The sequence below is a fragment of the Segetibacter koreensis DSM 18137 genome, from assembly GCF_000374045.1.
GTDB lineage: Bacteria > Bacteroidota > Bacteroidia > Chitinophagales > Chitinophagaceae > Segetibacter > Segetibacter koreensis.
Genome location: NZ_KB893332.1, coordinates 1 through 20,307 on the forward strand (window position 1 = coordinate 1; position 20,307 = coordinate 20,307).

17 protein-coding genes and 1 pseudogene are annotated in these 20,307 nt (G+C 36.0%); 10 read left to right on the top strand and 8 right to left on the bottom strand.

The genetic code is table 11. The features are described from left to right. Window positions 1–282, top strand: a pseudogene (locus B154_RS28725) (hypothetical protein); the annotation flags it as partial. 156 nt (window positions 283–438) lie between these two features. On the opposite strand, the gene B154_RS0115340 reads toward B154_RS28725, so the two are convergent. Continuing rightward, window positions 439–843 (bottom strand): HIT family protein, encoded by a 405-nt coding sequence (locus B154_RS0115340; RefSeq protein WP_018615140.1) that lies wholly within the window; start codon window positions 841–843, stop codon window positions 439–441. A gap of 93 nt (window positions 844–936) precedes the next feature. Continuing rightward, window positions 937–1,410, bottom strand: a complete 474-nt coding sequence (gene greA / locus B154_RS0115345; RefSeq protein ID WP_026260222.1) for a transcription elongation factor GreA — start codon at window positions 1,408–1,410, stop codon at window positions 937–939. Between the two features lie 210 nt (window positions 1,411–1,620). Between greA and B154_RS0115350 the strand changes: the two genes are divergently transcribed. Continuing rightward, window positions 1,621–2,157 (top strand): hypothetical protein, encoded by a 537-nt coding sequence (locus B154_RS0115350; protein ID WP_018615142.1) that lies wholly within the window; start codon window positions 1,621–1,623, stop codon window positions 2,155–2,157. Here B154_RS0115350 and B154_RS0115355 read toward each other — a convergent pair. Both B154_RS0115355 and rsmA read right to left on the bottom strand, forming a co-directional pair. After that, a complete protein-coding gene (locus B154_RS0115355) occupies window positions 2,134–3,063 on the bottom strand; it encodes an NAD(P)-dependent oxidoreductase (RefSeq protein WP_018615143.1) in 930 nt (309 codons plus the stop codon). The genes B154_RS0115350 and B154_RS0115355 overlap by 24 nt on opposite strands. 46 nt (window positions 3,064–3,109) lie before the next feature. Next, complete coding sequence (gene rsmA / locus B154_RS0115360; RefSeq protein ID WP_018615144.1) at window positions 3,110–3,865, bottom strand: 16S rRNA (adenine(1518)-N(6)/adenine(1519)-N(6))-dimethyltransferase RsmA; 756 nt, start codon at window positions 3,863–3,865, stop codon at window positions 3,110–3,112. Window positions 3,866–4,006: 141 nt separating this feature from the next. Here rsmA and pdxA point away from each other — a divergent pair, with 141 nt between their 5' ends. The 3 genes from pdxA (at window position 4,007) to B154_RS0115380 (ending at window position 7,279) form a co-directional block, all read left to right on the top strand. Beyond that, the gene (gene pdxA / locus B154_RS0115365) at window positions 4,007–5,095 is read left to right on the top strand and encodes a 4-hydroxythreonine-4-phosphate dehydrogenase PdxA (protein WP_018615145.1); all 1,089 of its coding nucleotides are present in this window, start codon (window positions 4,007–4,009) and stop codon (window positions 5,093–5,095) included. 5 nt (window positions 5,096–5,100) lie between these two features. Continuing rightward, window positions 5,101–6,009 (top strand): aldose 1-epimerase family protein, encoded by a 909-nt coding sequence (locus tag B154_RS0115370; RefSeq protein WP_018615146.1) that lies wholly within the window; start codon window positions 5,101–5,103, stop codon window positions 6,007–6,009. Window positions 6,010–6,241: 232 nt separating this feature from the next. Continuing rightward, window positions 6,242–7,279, top strand: coding sequence for a hypothetical protein (locus tag B154_RS0115380; RefSeq protein WP_169337674.1), 1,038 nt, complete (start codon window positions 6,242–6,244; stop codon window positions 7,277–7,279). A gap of 39 nt (window positions 7,280–7,318) precedes the next feature. Here the strand turns inward: B154_RS0115380 and B154_RS0115385 are convergent, their stop codons facing one another. The 4 genes from B154_RS0115385 to B154_RS0115400 all read right to left on the bottom strand — a co-directional run bounded on the left by B154_RS0115385 (window position 7,319) and on the right by B154_RS0115400 (window position 11,145). Next, the gene (locus tag B154_RS0115385; RefSeq protein ID WP_018615148.1) at window positions 7,319–8,005 is read right to left on the bottom strand and encodes a LolA family protein; all 687 of its coding nucleotides are present in this window, start codon (window positions 8,003–8,005) and stop codon (window positions 7,319–7,321) included. 244 nt (window positions 8,006–8,249) lie between these two features. Beyond that, complete coding sequence (locus B154_RS0115390) at window positions 8,250–9,125, bottom strand: ABC transporter permease (RefSeq protein ID WP_018615149.1); 876 nt, start codon at window positions 9,123–9,125, stop codon at window positions 8,250–8,252. Then, window positions 9,103–10,041, bottom strand: a complete 939-nt coding sequence (locus B154_RS0115395; RefSeq protein ID WP_018615150.1) for an ABC transporter ATP-binding protein — start codon at window positions 10,039–10,041, stop codon at window positions 9,103–9,105. Before B154_RS0115395 ends, B154_RS0115390 begins: the two co-directional genes overlap by 23 nt. Before the next feature lie 270 nt (window positions 10,042–10,311). Beyond that, a complete protein-coding gene (locus tag B154_RS0115400) occupies window positions 10,312–11,145 on the bottom strand; it encodes a helix-turn-helix domain-containing protein (protein WP_018615151.1) in 834 nt (277 codons plus the stop codon). A gap of 238 nt (window positions 11,146–11,383) precedes the next feature. On the opposite strand from B154_RS0115400, the gene B154_RS0115405 reads away from it, so the two are divergent. From B154_RS0115405 to B154_RS0115425, 5 genes are all read left to right on the top strand, one after another. Beyond that, the gene (locus B154_RS0115405; RefSeq protein ID WP_018615152.1) at window positions 11,384–13,489 is read left to right on the top strand and encodes an endonuclease MutS2; all 2,106 of its coding nucleotides are present in this window, start codon (window positions 11,384–11,386) and stop codon (window positions 13,487–13,489) included. 389 nt (window positions 13,490–13,878) lie between these two features. Continuing rightward, window positions 13,879–14,265 carry a response regulator gene (locus B154_RS0115410; RefSeq protein WP_018615153.1) on the top strand — a complete coding sequence of 129 codons (387 nt, stop codon included), beginning with the start codon at window positions 13,879–13,881 and terminating at the stop codon, window positions 14,263–14,265. A gap of 78 nt (window positions 14,266–14,343) precedes the next feature. Further along, window positions 14,344–14,865, top strand: coding sequence for a GNAT family N-acetyltransferase (locus B154_RS0115415; RefSeq protein WP_018615154.1), 522 nt, complete (start codon window positions 14,344–14,346; stop codon window positions 14,863–14,865). Window positions 14,866–15,219: 354 nt separating this feature from the next. Then, entirely contained in the window at window positions 15,220–18,408 is a 3,189-nt protein-coding gene (locus tag B154_RS0115420; RefSeq protein ID WP_018615155.1) for a SusC/RagA family TonB-linked outer membrane protein, read from the top strand. Between the two features lie 29 nt (window positions 18,409–18,437). Then, window positions 18,438–20,210 (top strand): RagB/SusD family nutrient uptake outer membrane protein, encoded by a 1,773-nt coding sequence (locus B154_RS0115425; RefSeq protein ID WP_018615156.1) that lies wholly within the window; start codon window positions 18,438–18,440, stop codon window positions 20,208–20,210. Window positions 20,211–20,307: the final 97 nt, after the last annotated feature.

Sequence of the window (20,307 nt, forward strand, 5' to 3'; positions counted from 1 at the left end):
AATGCAGCCAATGCGATAGGGAATTTAAAAGAAACACCGCTTTCCAATTTTTTCAACCGGATCAACTACCGAAAAGGAAGAGTGTCAGCGATCAGTGCAACAGCAAGAAAGCTGGCAGTGATTATATGGAATATGGTGATAAAAAAGCAACCATATAACAACGAACACGGCTATGAATTCTTAGATCAAAAGCGCAAAAGAAAAGTGCAGGAAATGAGAAAGCTTATTCATAAGTTTGATATAAAGACTGATGAATTAGGGCTGCAATTCAACTGCTTATAAAACGTTAGTCAGAATGTATTGTGCGTAGCGCACAAATTAAAATTGTAAGCTGGCTTTTGCCGGTTGGTTTAATGAACGAAAAAGATCAAATGTTACAAATACCTCTAAAATCTTTAGTATTTCGAAACACGATTTTTTGATGATAATACGTAGTCTTCAGGAATTTCGATTATTCATTTCTGAAATGATCTTTTCCTGTATTTTAATAAATTCTTCTTTAGAGAGTGTAAGTTTATCTTTTCCCAAATTCATATCGCTTAAGTGATTTGTTGGCACCAGGTGCACATGGGCATGAGGCACTTCGAGACCGACTGTTATTATATTAACCCGGTTGCAGTTAAAAGTTTTTTCTATTGCTTTTGCAATTGGTTTAGCAAATAAAAGCAAGTCAGCCAGGTATTCATCCGGAACGTCAAAGATTTTATCTACTTCTATTTTTGGTATAACGAGTGTATGTCCTTTTTTTATAGGATAAATGTCCAGAAATGCAAAGAATTTATCGCTTTCCGCAATTTTGTAAGAAGGAATTTCACCTGCTATTATTTTTGAAAATATTGTCATTTGTTTTAGTTTTTTAGTGGAATGTGGAAAATGATTTATTTAAATAAAAAAACCAGCTATCAGAGCTGGCTCTTTTATTTAAAAATCAATAGTTTATACGGTAATATCTACCACTTTAAATTTCAAAACTCCCGTGGGGGCCTGCACTTCAGCAATTTCTCCTTTTACTTTGCCAATCAGGCCTTTGCCTATAGGTGATGATGCAGATATCTTTCCTGCCTTAAGGTCGGCTTCTTTTTCACCCACAATCTGGTAAGTGACGGTTTTTTTCGTAGCCATATTTGTAATGGTTACTCGAGTTAAGATAGTAACCTTACTTGTATCAATCGTTGATGTATCAACAATCTTAGCAGTGGCAATTGCACCTTCCAGTTGTTTTATTTTAGCTTCCAGCATTCCTTGCGATTCCTTTGCGGCATCATATTCTGCATTCTCCTTAAGGTCGCCTTTTTCACGGGCTTCTGCAATAGCACGAGATGCTGCAGGTCTTTCAACACTTTTAAGGTGATGAAGTTCATGCTTCATAGATTCAAAAGTCTCCATGGTCACGTAATTGATCTCACTCATATTCATTTTGTTTTTAACAGATCACAAAAAAATACAACGCTACAGAGATTTTGCAGCGTTGCATTTAACAAAATTAAGAAATTCTATAAATATATTCTTTTTTTGTAAATTCTTATACAAATAATAATTTATATAACATTGCTAAAAGATTTAACATTGTTTTTTATACATTGGCGCATTAATTGAAATGAAACGGGCAAATATTCTCACATGATAACCTTTACAAGCCCCTCAAAAAGCCGGGCTTCAGTTATTGCATTTGGCTTTAAAGAAATTGGTCCATACTATTGGGTTGGCAATTGCAAAAACGTTGATTACTATGCCGGTCAAACTTTTCGTGCTCCGGCTCATGGTATTTTAAAAAGCATTAAACTATTTTCATCTGTAGTGTCTGGCTCAGCCGATGCCACATTAAGTTTATACGAATTTGATGAAATAAATTTTACATGGAAGGAAAAGCGGGCGGAGACTACAAAGTATATTACGAAAGAACAGGAGAGCCAATGGATAGAGTTCGATTTTCCTGATGTAGAAGTTAAAAAAGACGGATATTATGCCTTTAAAGTTTCCTGTAAAGGAGGCGGAATGGTAGCTATAGCCGAATGTCCATGGAACATAACAAACCCTTACCCTGAAGGAGTAGAATGGGTTGGAACCTCTTTTTTAAAGGAAGGAAACTTTCATAAAGACTTCGACCTTGCCTTTGAAGGTGAAATTGAAGAATTATCTAATGCCAAGTTTATCTAATAATATTTTTGCCATCTTATAAAAAGCCTCCTCGGAATAGCCGGCTATGTGCGGCGTTATTATAACATTAGTTCTGGCTAACAGATTACTTAATTGTTGCTGCTCTTCCTTCGTATAGGTATGAAGTTTTTCATTTTCTAAAACGTCAAGAGCAGCGCCTTTTATGTAACCTGCATCTAACGCATTAATTACAGCTTGTGTGTCTGTAACCTTTCCACGACAACAGGTTATAAAATAGGGTTTGTTTGTAAGCGACTGAAAAAAACTGTCATTTGCAAAATGGTATGTTTCTTCAGTAAGGGGAATGTTTAAACTCACTACATCACTGTATTTGCAAACCTGCTCGAGGCTTGCCTCCCTTACATAATCCTTTGCAAAATCAAACTTGTATTTATCATACGCAAGCACTGTAACACCAAACGATTGAAGAAGTTTCGCAAACGCGCTTCCGGTATTTCCATAACCTATAATACCGACTGTTTTACCCGATAGCTCGATACCCCTGTTTTCATTGCGCAAATAAATATAGCGCTTAATTTCATCAAAACTTTTACTGATGTTATTCATAAGATTCAGCAAAAGACCAAGCGAATGTTCTGCAACAGCATTTCGGTTTCCTTCAGGACTACTTACGCACTTAATTCCTTTGCTTTCTGCATACGCTACATCTATCAGTTCCATTCCGCTGCCAAGCCTTCCTATCCACCGAAGTTTAGGAGCAGCATCAATAATAGTTTTGTCTATCTTTAGTCTTGTAGTTACAATTATACCTTCAACCTTGGTAACGGTAATTTCTAATTCGTCATATGTAATAGCGGGAAGGTTTAAAATCATATAACCCTTTCTCACTAAAGTCTCCTCAATATAAGGATGACATGGCGCTGTGATTAATACTAATGGATTCAATTCTTTTTTTATTAATGTTACTTAATGGATTAAGGTTAGGTAAAATTTATGCCATTCTAAAAGTTAGAGCGGCGAACTCTTCAACACTTAAAACTTCAGCTCTTTTATTAAATAGTTCATCTTTTAATTCATCTGCTGAAAATAAAGATTTCACTGCATTTCTCAAGGTTTTTCTTCTTTGGTTAAAAGCAGTTTTTACAAGGTTAAAAAATGCTTTTTCACTTTTCATTTCAGGTACATCTTGTCGCCTCGTTAGCCTTATTACGCCACTCATTACTTTTGGAGGAGGGGTGAAACTTGAAGGTTCTACATCAAACAGGTAAGTTACCGTATAAAACGCTTGTACCAGTACGCTTAAAACACCATACACCTTACTGCCTTCTTTTGATGCGGCCCGTTGCGCTACTTCTTTCTGAAACATTCCTACAGATACGGGAACCTGTTGTTTCCATTCTAATACCTTAAATAAAATTTGTGTTGAAATATTATATGGAAAATTTCCGACCAAAGTAAATTCTCCTTCGAAAGGGGGATTAATATCTAAAAAGCTTTCATGAATGATTTTATCCTTTATAGCAGGGTAAGTTTTTTCAAGAAAAGCGACTTTTTCCGCATCCAGTTCCACTGCTTTAAATTCAATTCCCGGAATTTTTAAAAGATATTTTGTCAGTGCGCCTCCTCCCGGACCAACCTCTAAAAGTTGACTAAACTTATGTTGTTGCAACTCGTCAATAATTCTTTTGCAAATATTTTCATCTTTTAAAAAATGCTGCCCCAGGGATTTTTTTAATCTGTATTCCATGCAGCACCAAAAGTAAATTGAATTGGTTAATGATTGGTATTCATTTAAAAGAAGGTCAGAATATTCTTATAAAGTCACGCTTCCATTTATAACTCACTCAATAGATTGCTTACTTTTACTTTTTTAAACAAATAGAAAATAATGAGTACCGAATTGCAAAAACCTATAATTGGATTTAGTTGTGGAGACTTAAATGGAATTGGTACAGAGCTAATCATAAAAACGCTCGCAGACTCCCGTATCCTCGATTTTTGCACGCCTGTAGTTTTTGCAAGCAACAAAAGCATAAACTTTTACAGGAAATCTTCAACTGCTGCTAATTTTGCCTTTACAGTTATTAAAGATCTATCGAAGCCCAATATAAAGCAGGTAAATGTATATAATTGCTGGGAAGAAGAAATTACGATTACACCAGGGCAGTTAAACGAAACAGGTGGTAAATATGCATTCAAATCACTAAAGGCGTCAGTAGAAGCGCTACAAAATAACCACATACAGGGGCTAATAACAGCACCGATACATAAAAAAAACATTCAATCAGAGGAGTTTAATTATAGTGGGCACACACCATACTTAAAAGCAACATTTGGTGTCAACGATGTTGTAATGTTAATGGTAGCCAGTAATATGCGCGTAGGGCTGGTAACGGAGCATGTGTCGGTTGCTGAAGTTGCAAACCTTATAACAGCCGAAGCAATTGTAAGCAAGCTGCAAATAATTAACAGCAGCCTTGTAAAAGATTTTGGAATTGATAAACCCAAAATTGCTGTGTTAGGTTTAAACCCTCATGCCGGTGACGAAGGTTTAATTGGAAAAGAAGAAGAAACCATTATTAAACCAGCAATTAAAGAAGCAAAAAATAAAGATATTCTTGCCTTTGGACCTTTTAGTGCCGATGCTTTTTTTGCGCGCGGCCAACATGAGAAGTTCGATGCTGTTCTTGCTATGTACCACGATCAGGGACTCATACCTTTTAAATCTTTGGCCAAAGGCGAAGGCGTAAATTATACAGCCGGGCTTCCTGTTGTGCGCACCAGTCCCGATCATGGTACAGCATTCGACATTGCAGGCAAAGGCATTGCAGACGAGGCATCATTTATTGCAGCTACTTTTGAATGTATTGATATTATTAAACGCAGGGGTTTTTATGAAGACAACAGAAAAAATCCGTTGCGCAGAATTAGTGCCCGTGTATTTGCAAATGTGGTAGACGAAAGAATTGAAGAATAACCTGAATGACAATCTTTGCTTATACCGAAAATCATCAATCTATTATGCATTCAATTTCCAACGAAACCATATCAATTAAAGTTGCAGATAAGGGCGCAGAACTTCAAAGCATTTACAACAAGCAATCAGAGTTAGAATACATGTGGAGTGGCGACCCTGCTTTTTGGGCAAAGAAAAGTCCTGTATTATTCCCTATTGTAGGAGGGCTGAAAAAAAATACTTATAACTACAAAGGAAAATATTACCAATTGGGCCGACATGGTTTTGCCCGTGATAATACGTTTGATCTTGTTGAAAAAACAAATTCTTCTCTTACATTTTCTCTTAAAAGTAACGAACAAACAAAAGAGTGTTATCCTTTTGATTTTGTATTTAGTGTAAAATATGCGGTGCAGGAAAATAAGTTGCAGGTAACTTTTATAGTTGAAAATACCGGTTCTGACAATTTGCTGTTTTCTGTTGGCGCACATCCTGCCTTTGCCGTTCCTTTGGTAAAGGGAACAACTTACGAAGATTACTATTTACAGTTCAACAAAGCCGAAGATGCAGGCCGGTGGCCTTTATCTTTAGATGGTCTTATAGAAACAACTGCAACTCCCTGCTTAAAAAATGAGAACAGGTTGCCTTTAAAAAAGGAATTGTTTCATAAGGACGCCATTGTTTTCAAGCATCTTACATCAGATTCCATATCTATTGTTAGTGATAAAACACCTCATGGTGCCAAAGTTCACTTTCCGGGTTTTCCATATATGGGTATTTGGGCAGCCAGAGATGCAGACTTCGTTTGTATAGAACCATGGAGCGGTATTGCAGACAGTGTAGATGCCTCAGGAAATTTAGAAGAAAAAGAAGGGATAAATAGCCTGGCAGCGAATGGCAGATTTGAAATTGCCTATAGTATTGAGGTTTTTTAAAATACAGAAGCAAAGCTACCTCCCTCAACCTTTCAATTCAATAATACAAGTTGTAATTACTTCATTAACTGCATCAGATAAGAAATAGAGTTGTATATATATTCTTAAAATAATATCTTTAAATCTAATATTTAATTCAACAATTAATTTTAACATTAATATGAATTTTATTAGGAAGACATATATACTTCTGAGATCTGCCTTTTACGATGTGAGGGCTTTCTTAAGTTACGTGAAAAACACCTCCGCCAACGATAGAGCCCGTTCAAAGGGCCTTTCAGCTATTGTTAATCTTGACCATATGTTACTCAATTATGATTTTGGAAGGTATTCATACATCATTTGTCTTTATTTAAATTATTTTGGCTTTAATATAATTGTAAAAACCAATTACAAATTTTTTAAATCACTTGAACCTTTTAAAAAACTTTTCATTAAACAGCAATATCGGTTAATTAGAAATTCATCCACTCCCATCAATACTATTACTCTTAATGGTGAACAATATGTAGGCAAACTGATTAATATCAATTACGGTTATAGCAGTATCAAAAACAAAGCTTTTGACTGTATTGCACCGTACCCAATGTTTCCGCTAGATATTCAGTTTTTTTGTAACTCCGAATATCTTTTGAGACTTAGAGAAGCTAAAAGAACAATTAAAATCTTTTTTAGTGGTAATGTAAACAGAAGTTTATTTAGCCAGGAGCACATGAGAAAAGAATTCGACGTACTTCCAAGATGGGATGTAATAAACTTTATTAAAACCACTTTTGAAGCAAAGAGTAAAATTCAAGTTATTAAAGACAAATCTTTTTTATATGAGCTATTTGATGCTGACAGCTATACTAATTCAATTATAATCTCTGAAGCTAGAACAGCAAAAATAGATTGGTTGAAAATGCTTAGTAAAACTGATTTTTTTATCTGTCCTCCAGGTGTTTCTGCACCTTGGTGTCATAATAGTATAGAAGCCATGTCAGTAGGAACTATACCAATTTTACAATATGCTGACTTATTCACTCCGGTCTTGGAAGATAAGAAAAACTGTTTAGTTTTTAAAAATTATAATGAACTTCAAAAGGTTATGGATGATGTTTTAGAAATGAAGAAAGAAGAAATAGAGATTATGAGACACAATGTAATAGATTATTATCAAAAATATTTGTCCATAGAAAGTATAGGTAGAAAACTCCACCAGTTTATTACTTCAAACAAACAAGAAACAAATTTAGTTATTCCATTCATAAGGTCATTTGACGACAAATAGTGATTACTACATCTTATTTAAAGGTGTTCTATGATTTAACTACTTAAACTCCATATCCGATATGTTTTTATTAATAACATAGGAAGAATAGATTATTTCGACTCTTCCTTTTTTATTCTTTACACTGTGCTTTGGTGTATCATCCGTGTCAAACTCAAGTGTTACACCTTTAGGTAATTTGTACTCTTTGGTATTAAAAGCAAAAATTACTCTATCAGGTAACCCATATGAAGCATATTTACCGTAACTCATCTCCATTTCAAATGTGCCGTTTTCGCGTGTTGTAGTATTGGCTTTTTTTATAAGTAGGTTTGCTTCATCTATGTATAAGGTAGTTAATACTACATCACTATTATCATCGTTTGGCAATAGTTTTACCAGTTTTACTTTATCTCCGCCTACCGTACTTTCTCCTGAAGGAATCGCAGTGTAATTATCGCCTGACAAAACAGAACTCATGTTAAAGGAAACACCACTTTTAGGTAAAATTGAAATGCCTTTATCTCTTTTAACTGTAAATTTATCCGGCCGTTTATAAAACACTTTCACTTTACCTACCGGTGCTTTTATAAAAGCAACATCGGTTTTCATTTTACCTTCGGCGATATAATCATTTACCTTATCAAGCTTTGATCTTACTTTCTTTATAAGGCTATTTACATCCTGGGCAGATGTTGAGAAATGACAAATGAGGGATGACAGAAATACAAATATTATTTTTTTCATTTTAAATGTTCACTAGGTGATTTTAAATATTAACGAACCATAAAAAGACAAACTTCGCAAACCATAAAAAGTGCTTACATCTTTGCTTTCTTATGGCAATTTTCAGAAAATGATTTTGCTTTATTAAAGCGGATGAAAAACCGAAAGTTGCAGTGTGCGACGCAACGATGTTTAATAGCTTTTCTATGCCCGGTACAAAAAAAACTCTTAAATAGCTTTACATAAAAATTATCGAAATAAGGCTTTAACTCAAAATATCTTTTTTTCTAAATACCAGTACGGAAGCAAGCAGCAAACCAAAGATGTGTAAAGCAAGTATTCCTGCGGCTTGCAGTACTTTATCCAAATTCTGTACCGAGCCAATTATGGCTTCATTGTCATTATTTACTTTAACATCGAAAAAACCTTTCCACCCAATCATATGAGTTGTAAAGAGATAAGGCTTTATTGCATTGAAAATAGGTATATCGAGGGTGCTTAAAATAGTAAATACGACAATGACACTCATGGTGGCTACGATAGGGCCAATAGAATTTTCGGCAAAGAGTGATAAAAAGAAACCCAGTGATGCAACCGTTAGCATTGCCAGTGCTGCAAAACAAAAGGCACAAATATACCTCCAGAAAATATCGTTACTTTTTAATTGTACAACATAGCCACTTTTAAGATTAAGCATATCATCTGTACCAAAAATGGCCATGGACACAAACAAAGCAAGTATAGCCATAAATATGAGCAACAGAAAAGTATAAATAGCGGCTGCAAGAAACTTTGCCAAAATAACCTCGGTACGACTTACAGGTTTTGTAAGAAGTAACCGCAAGGTTCCCATGTTTGCTTCGCCTGAAATAAGGTCCGCTGCAATAAGGGTTATAAGCAGTGGCACATGCACCAGCAACAGTTGAAGAATAATGTAGCAAACAAGGTAACCATTCAATACATTCCCTTCGATATTGAACGAAGCTGATAAGTCTCGTAACATAAAATCAACGTACATTTTTCCATCGACTTTTAATCCGAACTGAATGATACTGACGAGGGCGGCCACAGCAACAAAGCTGATGTAGGTTCGCGGTCGTTTAAATATTTTAAATAACTCAATTTGTAAAAGCTTCCACATGTTGATTGCCTGTTGTTACCTGTAAAAAATAATCTTCCAGCGAGTTTCTTGGTTGTAAAGACAAAATCGGAATTTGCATTTGTGCGAGAGACTGATGAAAAGCCGGAATTTCATTTTTATCCATTTTTAAAACAATTGTCTTTTCTCTTGCAGGCTGCAATTTTGCTGACCATCGACTTTGTTGTAATTGGTAAAATGCCTTTTTATTGTCTAACGTTTCGAGCTCTACAAGAGTTTGTGAAGGATCAAATAATGCCAACGTGTCACCTTCCGCCATTTTTTTGCCCTTATCTATAATTAACAGGCGATTTGCTATTAATTGTATTTCGCTTAATAAATGAGAAGAAACCAAAATTGTTTTATTTCGCTCTTTGCTGAGATGCAGCATAAGGTTTCGAATATCTGCAATGCCTTGAGGATCGAGTCCATTGGTTGGCTCGTCTAACACAATAAGTTGTGGATTGTGCACCAAAGCAATCGCAATTCCTAAACGTTGTTTCATGCCCTGGCTGTATGTTTTTACTTTGCTAAATGCCCTTTCCTGTAAGCCTACCATTGCTAATTGGTCTAATAGTTGAGCCCGAGTCAGCTTCGGGCCGCCACTGATTTTCGAAAAAAGCTGTACATTCTCAAAAGCTGATAAGTATTTGTAAACATCTGGTTTTTCTATAACCGCGCCGGTTTGTCGTAGTATTTCTTTTCTATGTGTAGAAAGATGCATCCCAAACATTTCAATTTCTCCATGACTAGGCTCAATTAACGTCAACAACATTCTAATAGTGGTTGATTTACCGGCACCGTTTTGACCCAAAAAACCGTAAATATCGCCCTGGTTTACAGTAAACGAAAGATTATTAACTGCTACTATTTCATTGAAATGCTTCGAAAGATTAGATACCTTAATAACAGGCTGCATAATAAGATAACAATAAAGGGTAAAGTTAGTTGAAAGAAAACCTGTTTAATTCCTGATAACTTTAACGGTAATAATATGGGGTAGAATATTCAGTTGCTATAACAAAAAGGATGGTTTTAAAAAGAGAACATATTTCATCAATAAAAAAGGGAAATGCGTTTTGAGCATTTCCCAATAGTTTTCATAAATACCAATCCCCCAATCGATACTTATGAAAAATAAAATTAATGCTTTAAGTAATACTGCAATATTAAAAAATGTTAAATTTTTTTAATATTGTTGCTCCTTCCTGAAGTCTTCAAAAGGCAGAGGGGTTTCTTTGTAAAAACTTGCAGGGGTATTACCCGCAAACTCTTTAAATTCTCTTATAAAATGCATTTGGTCGTAATACCCGCAATCGTTCGAAATATCGATCCAGGTTTTAAATGGATTCTTCATTTTAACCATTAACGCGTAATTGAAACGAACAATTCTGGCAAATAATTTTGGCGAAATTCCAACCTGTTCCTTAAATTTCATCTCAAAGCTTTTTAAACTCATGTTAGCTTCATAAGCCAGGTTTTTAATATTTGTATTGCCTTTAGTTTTGCAAATAACTGATGCTGCAGAAGTAATATTATCGTAAGCATTTGTTTCATAGTTTGTTAGTTGAGACAATAGAAATTTATCAGCTAGTTTTTTCATTTCGAATAAGTCTTTTGCGGCACTTAATCGCTCATTAAAAACTTCAATTCCTTTAGTAACAAGATCAGACGCCTCGAAAATATTGTTGATGATCAGGGGCATGGGAATGCCAAATATTCTATGAAATCCCGTTGGTTTAAATTGTATTGCAAACAATTTTACATCACCGTTCGAAATGACAATTCCTTTCGATTCTGTCTGTAACCCGATTATGTGGGTGGTAGTTCCCTGCTCAATACGACTATTTGTTATTTTATTAGTATTCACAGAACCACTTAAAACAAATGCTATCGAACTTTCGTGATTGGCAGGTAGTGGTTTTGCCAAATCAGTACCAAATGTATTAAATTCACGAAGTGTATAACAACGAACAAATGATTGCAATACGTTACATGGTAAAATTTCAGTCGTAACGACCATAATTTTTTTTGTTTCTTATGAAAATAAGAAGTTTGTTTTAGATTAAATTTATTTTTTATGCCTGCAATTACTTTTAATTAATTTATCTCATTTTTCTTGTACATTGTAATGCGTTGCAGGTTTTCTGCTTCAATGAAACCAGGTGTTATTAGTTTAAATATTCATAATGCTTTATTCCATTAGTAACCCTTTATTTTTGCACTTTTAATTAATATTTTAAGCTCGCAGTAGAAGTTATATGAAATTATTTCCAGATTCGGCATTGGTGCAGTTAGAGTTTGATAAAATAAAAGAGTTACTTGTCGAACACTGTAAAAGTGAATTTGCTAAAAAAAAGGCCGATGATCTTCGTATACACACAAAAAAAGAGTTTATCCAGACCGAGCTTCAGCAAACGTATGAGTATAAATTGTTGCAACAGAACGGTCAATATTTTCCTAACGACTATGTTCTAAATCTTAGCAAAGACCTTCGTCTGCTATCCATACCAGGTGCCGTACTGACAGGCGAGCAATTCGTTCAAATAAGAAAACTGGCTGTGGGAATTCAGTCGGTCTTCCGTTGGTTTGATAATGAGAGAAGAACTGCATATCCGGCATTAACGAAAGTTATAGCAGACAGTTATTATGAAAAAGCGATCCTTGCAATGCTGGATGAAGTACTTGATGAACATGGAAATGTAAAAGACAATGCCTCAGAAGACCTTCAAAAGATCAGGCTTAGTTTATGTAAAAAAAGGAATGAGCTGCGAAGGGTATTCGAAAGAGTGATAAGTCGATTAAATAAAGCCGGTTACGCCGCAGATATTGAAGAAGGCTTTAGCAATGGGCGAAGGGTAGTAGCTGTTTTTTCTGAGTATAAAAGGCAAATCAAAGGAATACTGCATGGAGAAAGTGATACCAGGAAAACTGCTTACATAGAACCTGAAGAAACAATTGAGCTCAACAATGATATTTTTAGCCTGGAAAATGAGGAGAGCAGGGAAATTCAACGTATCTTAAGAAAACTAACGTCCGATTTATCAGTGTACGCAGATCTTCTGAAAACGTACCATACTATTGTCGGTGAGTATGATTTTATAAGGGGAAAGGCGAGACTGGCTATTGATATGAATGGCGAGTTTCCTGCAATAGTTGATGCAGCACATATAGAATTAATAAATGCTTATCATCCTCTTCTTTATTTGTACAATAAAAAATCCGGGAAAAATACGATTTCCCTGTCTTTAACCCTTAATGATAAAAACCGTATACTCGTAATCAGCGGTCCAAATGCAGGAGGTAAAACAGTTACCCTTAAAACAATCGGCCTTCTACAGATTATGATGCAGAGTGGACTCCTTGTACCGGCGAGCGCAGACTCACGAATGGGCATATTTAAACAATTGATGATTCATATAGGAGACACACAAAGTATAGAGTTTGAATTAAGCACCTACAGCAGCCACCTAAAAAACATGAAGCATTTTATGGAAGTGGCAAACGGAAAAACTCTGTTTTTTATAGATGAGTTAGGCAGTGGGAGTGATCCAAATTTAGGCGGTGCATTTGCTGAAGTGATTATGGAGGAGCTTGCCCGTAAACATTCTTTTGGTGTGGTAACCACTCACTATCTTAATCTGAAAGTGATGGCTAACAAAGTGCCGGGAATAATAAACGGGGCCATGGCTTTTGACGAGCAAAGTCTTATGCCTTTGTACAAACTGATTATTGGCAAACCCGGAAGTTCATATACTTTTTCGATTGCTGAAAGAATTGGCCTTTCAGGAGATTTAATAAAAAAAGCCCGGCAGTTGGTAGATGAAGATCATTTTAGGTTGGATAAACTGCTAAATGCGACAGAACAAGATCTGAGACAGGTTGAAAAAAAGGAGCAGGATCTGCACAAACTGTTAAAAGAAAATGAGCGGCTAAAAAAAGAAATGACACGTGTCATTGACCAGGAAAGGCACAGGCAGGAGGTAGAATTGCTTAAGCAGCAAAACAAGATAACCGAAGACCGGATTGCCTATTTGAAAGATATGGAGCGCAAGATGAAACAAATACTGCTCGAATGGAGAAAAGCCGAAGACAAGAGTGAGCCGCTTAAACAAATGCACAATCTTTTATTTAAAAAGAAGGACCAGGTGGTAACAAACAAACTGGCAAAAAAGGTGGAAGGAAAATACCAGGAAGTAACCTCTGAAATAGTGGTGGGTGCAAAAGTAAAATTGAAAAAAAATTACCAGGTCGGATCGGTAAAAGAGATAAGAGGGAAACGCGCTATTGTACAGGTAGGTTTACTGCCCATGAGTGTAGATTTGAGCGACCTTGTTGTAGTTGAAGAAAGATCTGCAGAAGATTAGATTGTTGCCGAATTTGCCAGCTTAAATAGGTTGACAACTGTCGGCTGTTTGTGATTTACACTTATATTTGTTATCATTCTTCACAAGGGTCGAAGCCTAAATTTGCTTGAAATTGATTGTAATGAAATAAGAATTTATATTAGCATAATAAAGGTTATTTCTTACTGTTTTTTTGCTTGTAAAAAGAATTATTTAGGGCAAAGACATGTGTAAAAAAAAAGAAAGGAAATCCGCAAAAAAAGTTCTTGCAACATTTATAGGGTTTAATGCACATGCAGATTAAACTTTGAACTGATAAATACGTCGGTTAAAAGCTTAAATTAAAGAAACACAAAAAGAAGTGTTTATAGATTTATAGATTAGATATTGTTTAAAGTTTAAAAAATTAGATGGCAAAATTTACAGATGTACTTTTAGTGGAAGACGACCCAATCACGATAATGGTATGTGAGAGGATAATGAAAATGACTTTTTTTGCAGAAAAAGTTACTTCCTGCCTAAATGGAAAAATTGCTATTGATTACTTATTGTCTAAGCCTGAAAATGAAAATTTGCCAAAAATCATTTTTCTCGATATCAATATGCCTGTAATGAATGGATGGGATTTTCTCGTGGAATTAGATAAAGTAAAATCTCATTTTAAACAGTTACCTGATATTTACCTGCTTTCTTCAACAGTTGATCCGGAAGATTTTACAAAGGCAAAAGATTTTAGGTTGGTAAAAGATTTTATCTCAAAACCTTTAAGCAAAGAAGCCCTCGACAAAATTTTATAAAATCAACTATTTGTTGTAATTCGCGTTTTGCAAAACTCCTGAAAAGTAGAGTTAATAATCTTATATTCCTGAAAAGTTATGCAAATAAAAATTGAACCTGTAAAAAGTACTGAGGTTCAAATTCTTTCTGACATTAGTATTAAATGTTTTTATGATACTTTTCATCAACAGAATACTGAAGAAGATATGCAGTTTTTTCTAAAGGAAAACTTTACTATCGATAGAATTACTTCTGAAATGGGTGAAAGTTCTAACTACTTCTTTTTTGCAAAAGTAAAAGATGAGATCGCGGGATATATAAAGTTATCGGTATCGAAACCTCCATTGGAAATCGAAGAAACTGATGCACTGGAAATTGCAAGAATTTATGTGCTGAAAGATAAAATTGGGTCAGGAGTTGGAAAAAGCTTAATGAATTTTGCTATTTCTTTTGCAAAAAGTAACAACAAAAAAACGATCTGGTTAGGCGTTTGGGAACATAACCAACGGGCGATTCATTTTTATGAAAAGTATTGTTTTAAAAAATTTAGTGAGCATATATTCCTGCTAGGCAAAGATCGGCAGATTGACTGGCTGATGAAGAAAGAACTGGGCGAATAAATACGTTTTTCCCTAATGATTTTAAAAGTTTTGACCAATCATGCTTTCAATGGACCATTCTAGTTTTCTCAATATCAAAAAATTTGTTCTGTGGAGGTTATAAGCTAAACCTCTTCTATCCATTCCTTATTCCTGCTACATCTTTTTGTACTTATAGTAGAACTATTTTAAATATTATGCAGCAAATTCATATTGTAATTTGTCTGTCGAAAGTGCTCTTTATCCTGGGGAAACCTAATGATGAAATTGAAATTTTTTTGATAAAATTCAATTTTCTATAAAAGTTTCAATTTTCTCTAAAGCGATGTGTTGTTATTACTTAGTTAATATCAATAAATTATAAAATCGTTTGCCATGAGATCAAAAATTAAACGAAATGCACTGTACATCTTTTTAGCTCTTTTTTCTTTTCTAATTACTGTTACTGCTATTGCTCAGCAAAGAAGAATTTCCGGTAAGATATTGGGGTCAGATGGGAAGCCTGTTGCCGGAGCATCTATTACAGTTAACGGAACGACAACGGGTACTCAAACGGACGCAAGCGGTAACTTTACGCTGGTCGCTCCTCAGGGAAAAAACAGTATCACTATTTCATCGGTCGGTTTTGAAACGCAAAACCTTACCATACCTCCGGGCAACACCATTACTGCTACACTTAAGACATCAACTACTAACTTAAATGAGATAGTAGTGACTGGGTATACGGCACAGAGAAAAAAAGACATAACAGGTTCCGTTTCCGTAGTTAGCGTACGTGATATGAAATCGATACCATCGGGAAGTTCGGAGCAGTTGCTGCAGGGGCAGGCCTCAGGAGTAAGTGTGATTACCTCTGGTGCGCCGGGTGGCCCTTCCAATGTTTTTATCAGGGGTATTTCGTCATTTGGTAATTCCGACCCATTGGTTATAATAGATGGAATTCAATCAAGCATGCACGATATAAATGCAAACGATATTGAGTCAGTTCAGGTTTTGAAAGACGCCGGAGCTGCGTCACAGTATGGCGTAAGAGGTTCTAATGGTGTTATTGTTATAACTACCAAGAGAGGCAGCAGGGGTAAAACTGTTGTGAACTATGATGCATACTATGGTACTCAAAGAACTTTGAGTGGAAATCCATTTCATTTACTTAATTCGCAGGAACTTGCTAATGCCTTATGGATAGCCAGCAAAAATGCAAAACAGGTCGGCTCTAATGGAAACCCTCAATCAGCTCAATATGGTAACGGCGCAACACCGGTATTGCCTGATTATATAACTCCCGGAGGGGCACGTGAAGGTGATGCTTCAGTAGATCCTTCATTATACAATACTGATTATACAGCTGGAAATATCTACCAAATAACCAAAGCTAATAAAGTGGGAACTGATTGGTTTCATGAAGTGTTTAAACCTGCTCCAATACAAAGCCACACTCTTTCCGTAAGCGGGGGAAGTGATAAAGCAACATTTTTGTTTTCAACGGGGTACTTCAATCAACAAGGAACTTTAATTAATACTTATCTGCACCGGTATGATGTCAGATTGAATTCTACATTTAATGTAAGCAGCAGAATACGTGTGGGCGAGAATGCATACATGTTTCACAAAGACAATCCACAAATTGGATACCTGGGAGAGAACGTTATAAATATGGTATATCGTGAACAGCCGATTATACCTGTATATGATATAAAAGGAAATTACGCAGGCTCAAACGGACCAGAATTAGGTAATGCCCAAAATCCGGTAGCGAACCAAAGACGTACAGCTAATAATAAAGGTTATAACTGGGATGTTATAGGAAATGGATGGGCAGAAGTAGATATTCTTAATCATTTGACTGCCCGTACAAGTTTTGGCGGCACGATTGATAACGGATATTATTATTATTATGGCTATCATACATATGAAAACGCCGAAAATAACAGTAACAACAGTTTTAGCGAAAATAGTTTTTATAACAGCTCCTGGACATGGACCAACTCTTTAACGTATAATAATGTTATTGCGCAGAAGCATAACCTTAAAGTGTTTGTTGCGACAGAGGCAATAAATTATTATGGGCGAACTGTTGGCGGTACAAGGTTAGGTTATTTTAATGATGATCCATCACTACAGGTACTTAACGCCGGCGGCGCTACAGGGCAGACCAATTATAGTACCGTCAACAGAAATACGTTATTTTCATTAATTGGCAGAGCCGATTATGCCTTCAATGATAAATATTTATTAAGTGCTACTGTTCGCAGAGACGGTTCATCTGTATTTGGTTCAAATAAGCGTTATGGTGTATTTCCTGCCTTTTCTGCCGGTTGGAGAATTTCGCAGGAAGGATTTTTAAGAAATGTGGGATGGTTAAGTGATTTAAAATTAAGAGGTAGCTGGGGTATTTTAGGTTCTCAAAACAATGTAGATCCCACAAACGCTTATACGCAATACTTAAGTACCCCCGGAAATTCTAACTATGATATAACTGGTACCAGTACAAGTACAGCAACAGGTTTTTATCTTTCCCGTTTCGGTAACCTCAGTACAGGATGGGAGCAGGATAAAGTTATCAATGTAGGTCTTGATGGTGCAGTATTACACAGCAAGATAGATTTTTCAATAGAATATTATAGAAAAAGTATCACTGGCCTGTTATTTACCGACCAGACTACGGCCACTGCGGGTGGTGCTACAAGACCTTCAGTTAATATTGGTGATGTTCAGAATAAAGGTGTTGACGTTTCTGTTAACTACCATGCAGCTCCAAGTAACAATTTCAAATTCAATATTGGTGCAAATGTTACAGCTTACAAAAGTTCTGTTGTAAGTATTCCCGGCAATTATTTCGATGCCGGCAGCACCCGCATAGGAAACTTTGTACGCAACCAGGTTGATCATCCGGTAAGCGCCTTTTTTGGTTATAAAGTAATAGGATTGTTTAAAGATACAAGTGAAGTTGCAAAAGCTCCTACACAGACCGATGCTGCCCCCGGCCGCTTTAGGTATTTGGATGCTGACCATGACGGCACAATTACAGACGCCGACAGGGTATTTTTTGGTAATCCTAATCCTAAATTTACTTATGGAATTAATTTAAATACCAATTATAAAGATTTTGATCTCACAATGATCTTATACGGTTCCCAGGGAAATGATCTTATTAATTATGTTCGCTACTGGACTGATTTCTGGGCATCTTTCCAGGGAAATAAAAGCAAAGACTTATTATACAATTCTTGGACACCACAAAACACAGGGGCAAAAGTTCCTATTTTAGAAAATGCATCCACATTTAGCACTAACTCAGTCCCTAATTCTTATTATTTAGAAAATGGATCTTTCTTAAAATGTAAATCTCTTATAATAGGCTATAGCATACCTCCATCCACGTTCAAGAAAATCGGAATTACCAGGTTAAGGGCATATTTACAAGCTTCTAATTTGTTTACCATTACAAAATACACTGGTTTAGATCCGGAAGTATTCGGAACCGCACAGGCGTTTGGAATCGATTATGGCAATTATCCTAATAACCAGAGAATGTATATCGTAGGAGTTAATCTGACATTTTAAATTAAAAAAGAGTCTAAAAAATAAATATTATGAGAAGCTCTAATTCAAAATATGTATTGATGGCTGCTTCAATTATTATATTGGCCGGTGTATATGCATGCAAAAAAAATTTTTTAGATAAACCCCCTGTTGGTTCTTATGGACAGTCTACCCTGGCTAATTCTGCAGGTGTTCAGGGGCTTTTAATAGGTGCCTATTCTTTGCTGGATGGTAATGGAGGTGCGGGTGGATCGTGGCAATCAGCTGCTTCTAACTGGGTATATGGAGGTGTTGTTTCTGACGACGCTCATAAAGGCTCAGACCCGGGAGATCAGGCCGACATACTTACGTTAGAACAATATAAAGTTAACCCAAGTAATAGCTTTTTAGAGGCAAAATGGTCATGGGCATATGATGGGGTGCAAAGGGCTAATGAAGCTATACGTATGATGAGACTTGCAACAAATATTAAGCCTTCTGACACTGCTGAAATTGTCGCCGAAGCCAGATTTCTTCGTGGTCATTATCATTTTGAGGTAAAAAGAATGTTTAATAATATTCCCTATATAGATGAAAGTGTAACTTATCAGGACAAAAACTTTAATATCCCAAATGATAAGGATATTTGGCCTAATATTGAAGCCGACTTTCAATATGCTATTACAAATTTGCCAGAAACACAGGCGCAAATTGGCCGGGCAAACAAATATGCTGCAGAGGCTTACCTTGCAAAAGTTTATATGTATGAGCACAAGTACGCCGAGGCCAAGCGTTTGTTTGATGATGTGATTGCTAATGGTAAGACCTCAGGTGGCCTTCCGTATGCTTTGGTTCCTAAGTTTCATGACAATTTTGATGCGGCTACAAAAAATAATTCCGAAACTGTTTTTGCTGCTCAAATGTCTGTAAATGATGGATCAGGAGCTGCAAATGCTAATCCTGGTGATGTTCTTAATTTTCCATACAACTCAAAATATCCCGTTGCCTGTTGTGGTTTTTACCAGCCGTCCTTTACTCTGGTAAATGCATTTAAAACAACTACTGCAGGCTTGCCCGATGTAGAGCATTACAATGATGTAGATGTTACTAATGATTATGGCCTTAAAGATGGTGATCCCTTTACACCCTATACTGGTAATTTAGATCCCCGTGTAGACTGGACGGTTGGGAGAAGAGCAATCCCATTTCTTGATTGGGGTATAATGACCGGGTATAGCTGGATACGTAACCAGTCAAGCGGAGGACCATATCTTCCCATTAAAGATGCTCCCCTTAAGAGCCAGGTTGGAAAATTTACAGATAATACATCTTGGACCGCTGGGTACACAGCTATAAATTATAATATAATTCGCTTTGCAGATGTGTTATTAATGGCTGCTGAAGCGGAAGTAGAGATTGGATCACTTGATAAAGCTGAAACATATGTAAATATGGTAAGAAACAGGGCCGCTAATCCTGCAGGAATGGTGCATACATATATAGATCCGAACGACCCTACTAAAGGTTTTACGAATAAACCTGCTGCCAACTACGTTATAAATCCTTACCCAACCGGATATTTTGCCTCTCAGGGTCAGGCAATGGCTCGAACATTAGTTCAGTTTGAAAGAAGATTGGAATTGGCAATGGAAGGGCACCGGTTTTTTGACCTGGTGAGATATGGAATTGCTGACCAGGTGTTAAATGCATATATAGCTCATGAGGTGAAATCAGGTTACAACTTGCTTAGTACTGCACATTTTACGAAAGGAAAAAATGAATATTTTCCAATACCCCAACAGGAAATTGATTTAAGCCATGGAGTATTGAAGCAGAACCAGTAAAAATTCTGATTAAAGTATGAACTGGAGGAAAGTGTTTAAGCGTCTCCCCCCAGTTTTTTTTAATGGACCAACACTAATGTAGACAATTTTACAGGAG

What these genes read in the sequence shown, in the direction of transcription:
- B154_RS0115340 (WP_018615140.1), bottom strand. Translation starts at nt 843, where the DNA reads ATGACAATATTTTCAAAAATAATAGCAGGTGAAATTCCTTCTTACAAA.
- greA (WP_026260222.1), bottom strand. Translation starts at nt 1,410, where the DNA reads ATGAGTGAGATCAATTACGTGACCATGGAGACTTTTGAATCTATGAAG.
- B154_RS0115350 (WP_018615142.1), top strand. Translation starts at nt 1,621, where the DNA reads ATGATAACCTTTACAAGCCCCTCAAAAAGCCGGGCTTCAGTTATTGCA.
- rsmA (WP_018615144.1), bottom strand. Translation starts at nt 3,865, where the DNA reads ATGGAATACAGATTAAAAAAATCCCTGGGGCAGCATTTTTTAAAAGAT.
- pdxA (WP_018615145.1), top strand. Translation starts at nt 4,007, where the DNA reads ATGAGTACCGAATTGCAAAAACCTATAATTGGATTTAGTTGTGGAGAC.
- B154_RS0115370 (WP_018615146.1), top strand. Translation starts at nt 5,101, where the DNA reads ATGACAATCTTTGCTTATACCGAAAATCATCAATCTATTATGCATTCA.
- B154_RS0115385 (WP_018615148.1), bottom strand. Translation starts at nt 8,005, where the DNA reads ATGAAAAAAATAATATTTGTATTTCTGTCATCCCTCATTTGTCATTTC.
- B154_RS0115390 (WP_018615149.1), bottom strand. Translation starts at nt 9,125, where the DNA reads ATGTGGAAGCTTTTACAAATTGAGTTATTTAAAATATTTAAACGACCG.
- B154_RS0115395 (WP_018615150.1), bottom strand. Translation starts at nt 10,041, where the DNA reads ATGCAGCCTGTTATTAAGGTATCTAATCTTTCGAAGCATTTCAATGAA.
- B154_RS0115400 (WP_018615151.1), bottom strand. Translation starts at nt 11,145, where the DNA reads ATGGTCGTTACGACTGAAATTTTACCATGTAACGTATTGCAATCATTT.
- B154_RS0115405 (WP_018615152.1), top strand. Translation starts at nt 11,384, where the DNA reads ATGAAATTATTTCCAGATTCGGCATTGGTGCAGTTAGAGTTTGATAAA.
- B154_RS0115410 (WP_018615153.1), top strand. Translation starts at nt 13,879, where the DNA reads ATGGCAAAATTTACAGATGTACTTTTAGTGGAAGACGACCCAATCACG.
- B154_RS0115415 (WP_018615154.1), top strand. Translation starts at nt 14,344, where the DNA reads ATGCAAATAAAAATTGAACCTGTAAAAAGTACTGAGGTTCAAATTCTT.
- B154_RS0115420 (WP_018615155.1), top strand. Translation starts at nt 15,220, where the DNA reads ATGAGATCAAAAATTAAACGAAATGCACTGTACATCTTTTTAGCTCTT.
- B154_RS0115425 (WP_018615156.1), top strand. Translation starts at nt 18,438, where the DNA reads ATGAGAAGCTCTAATTCAAAATATGTATTGATGGCTGCTTCAATTATT.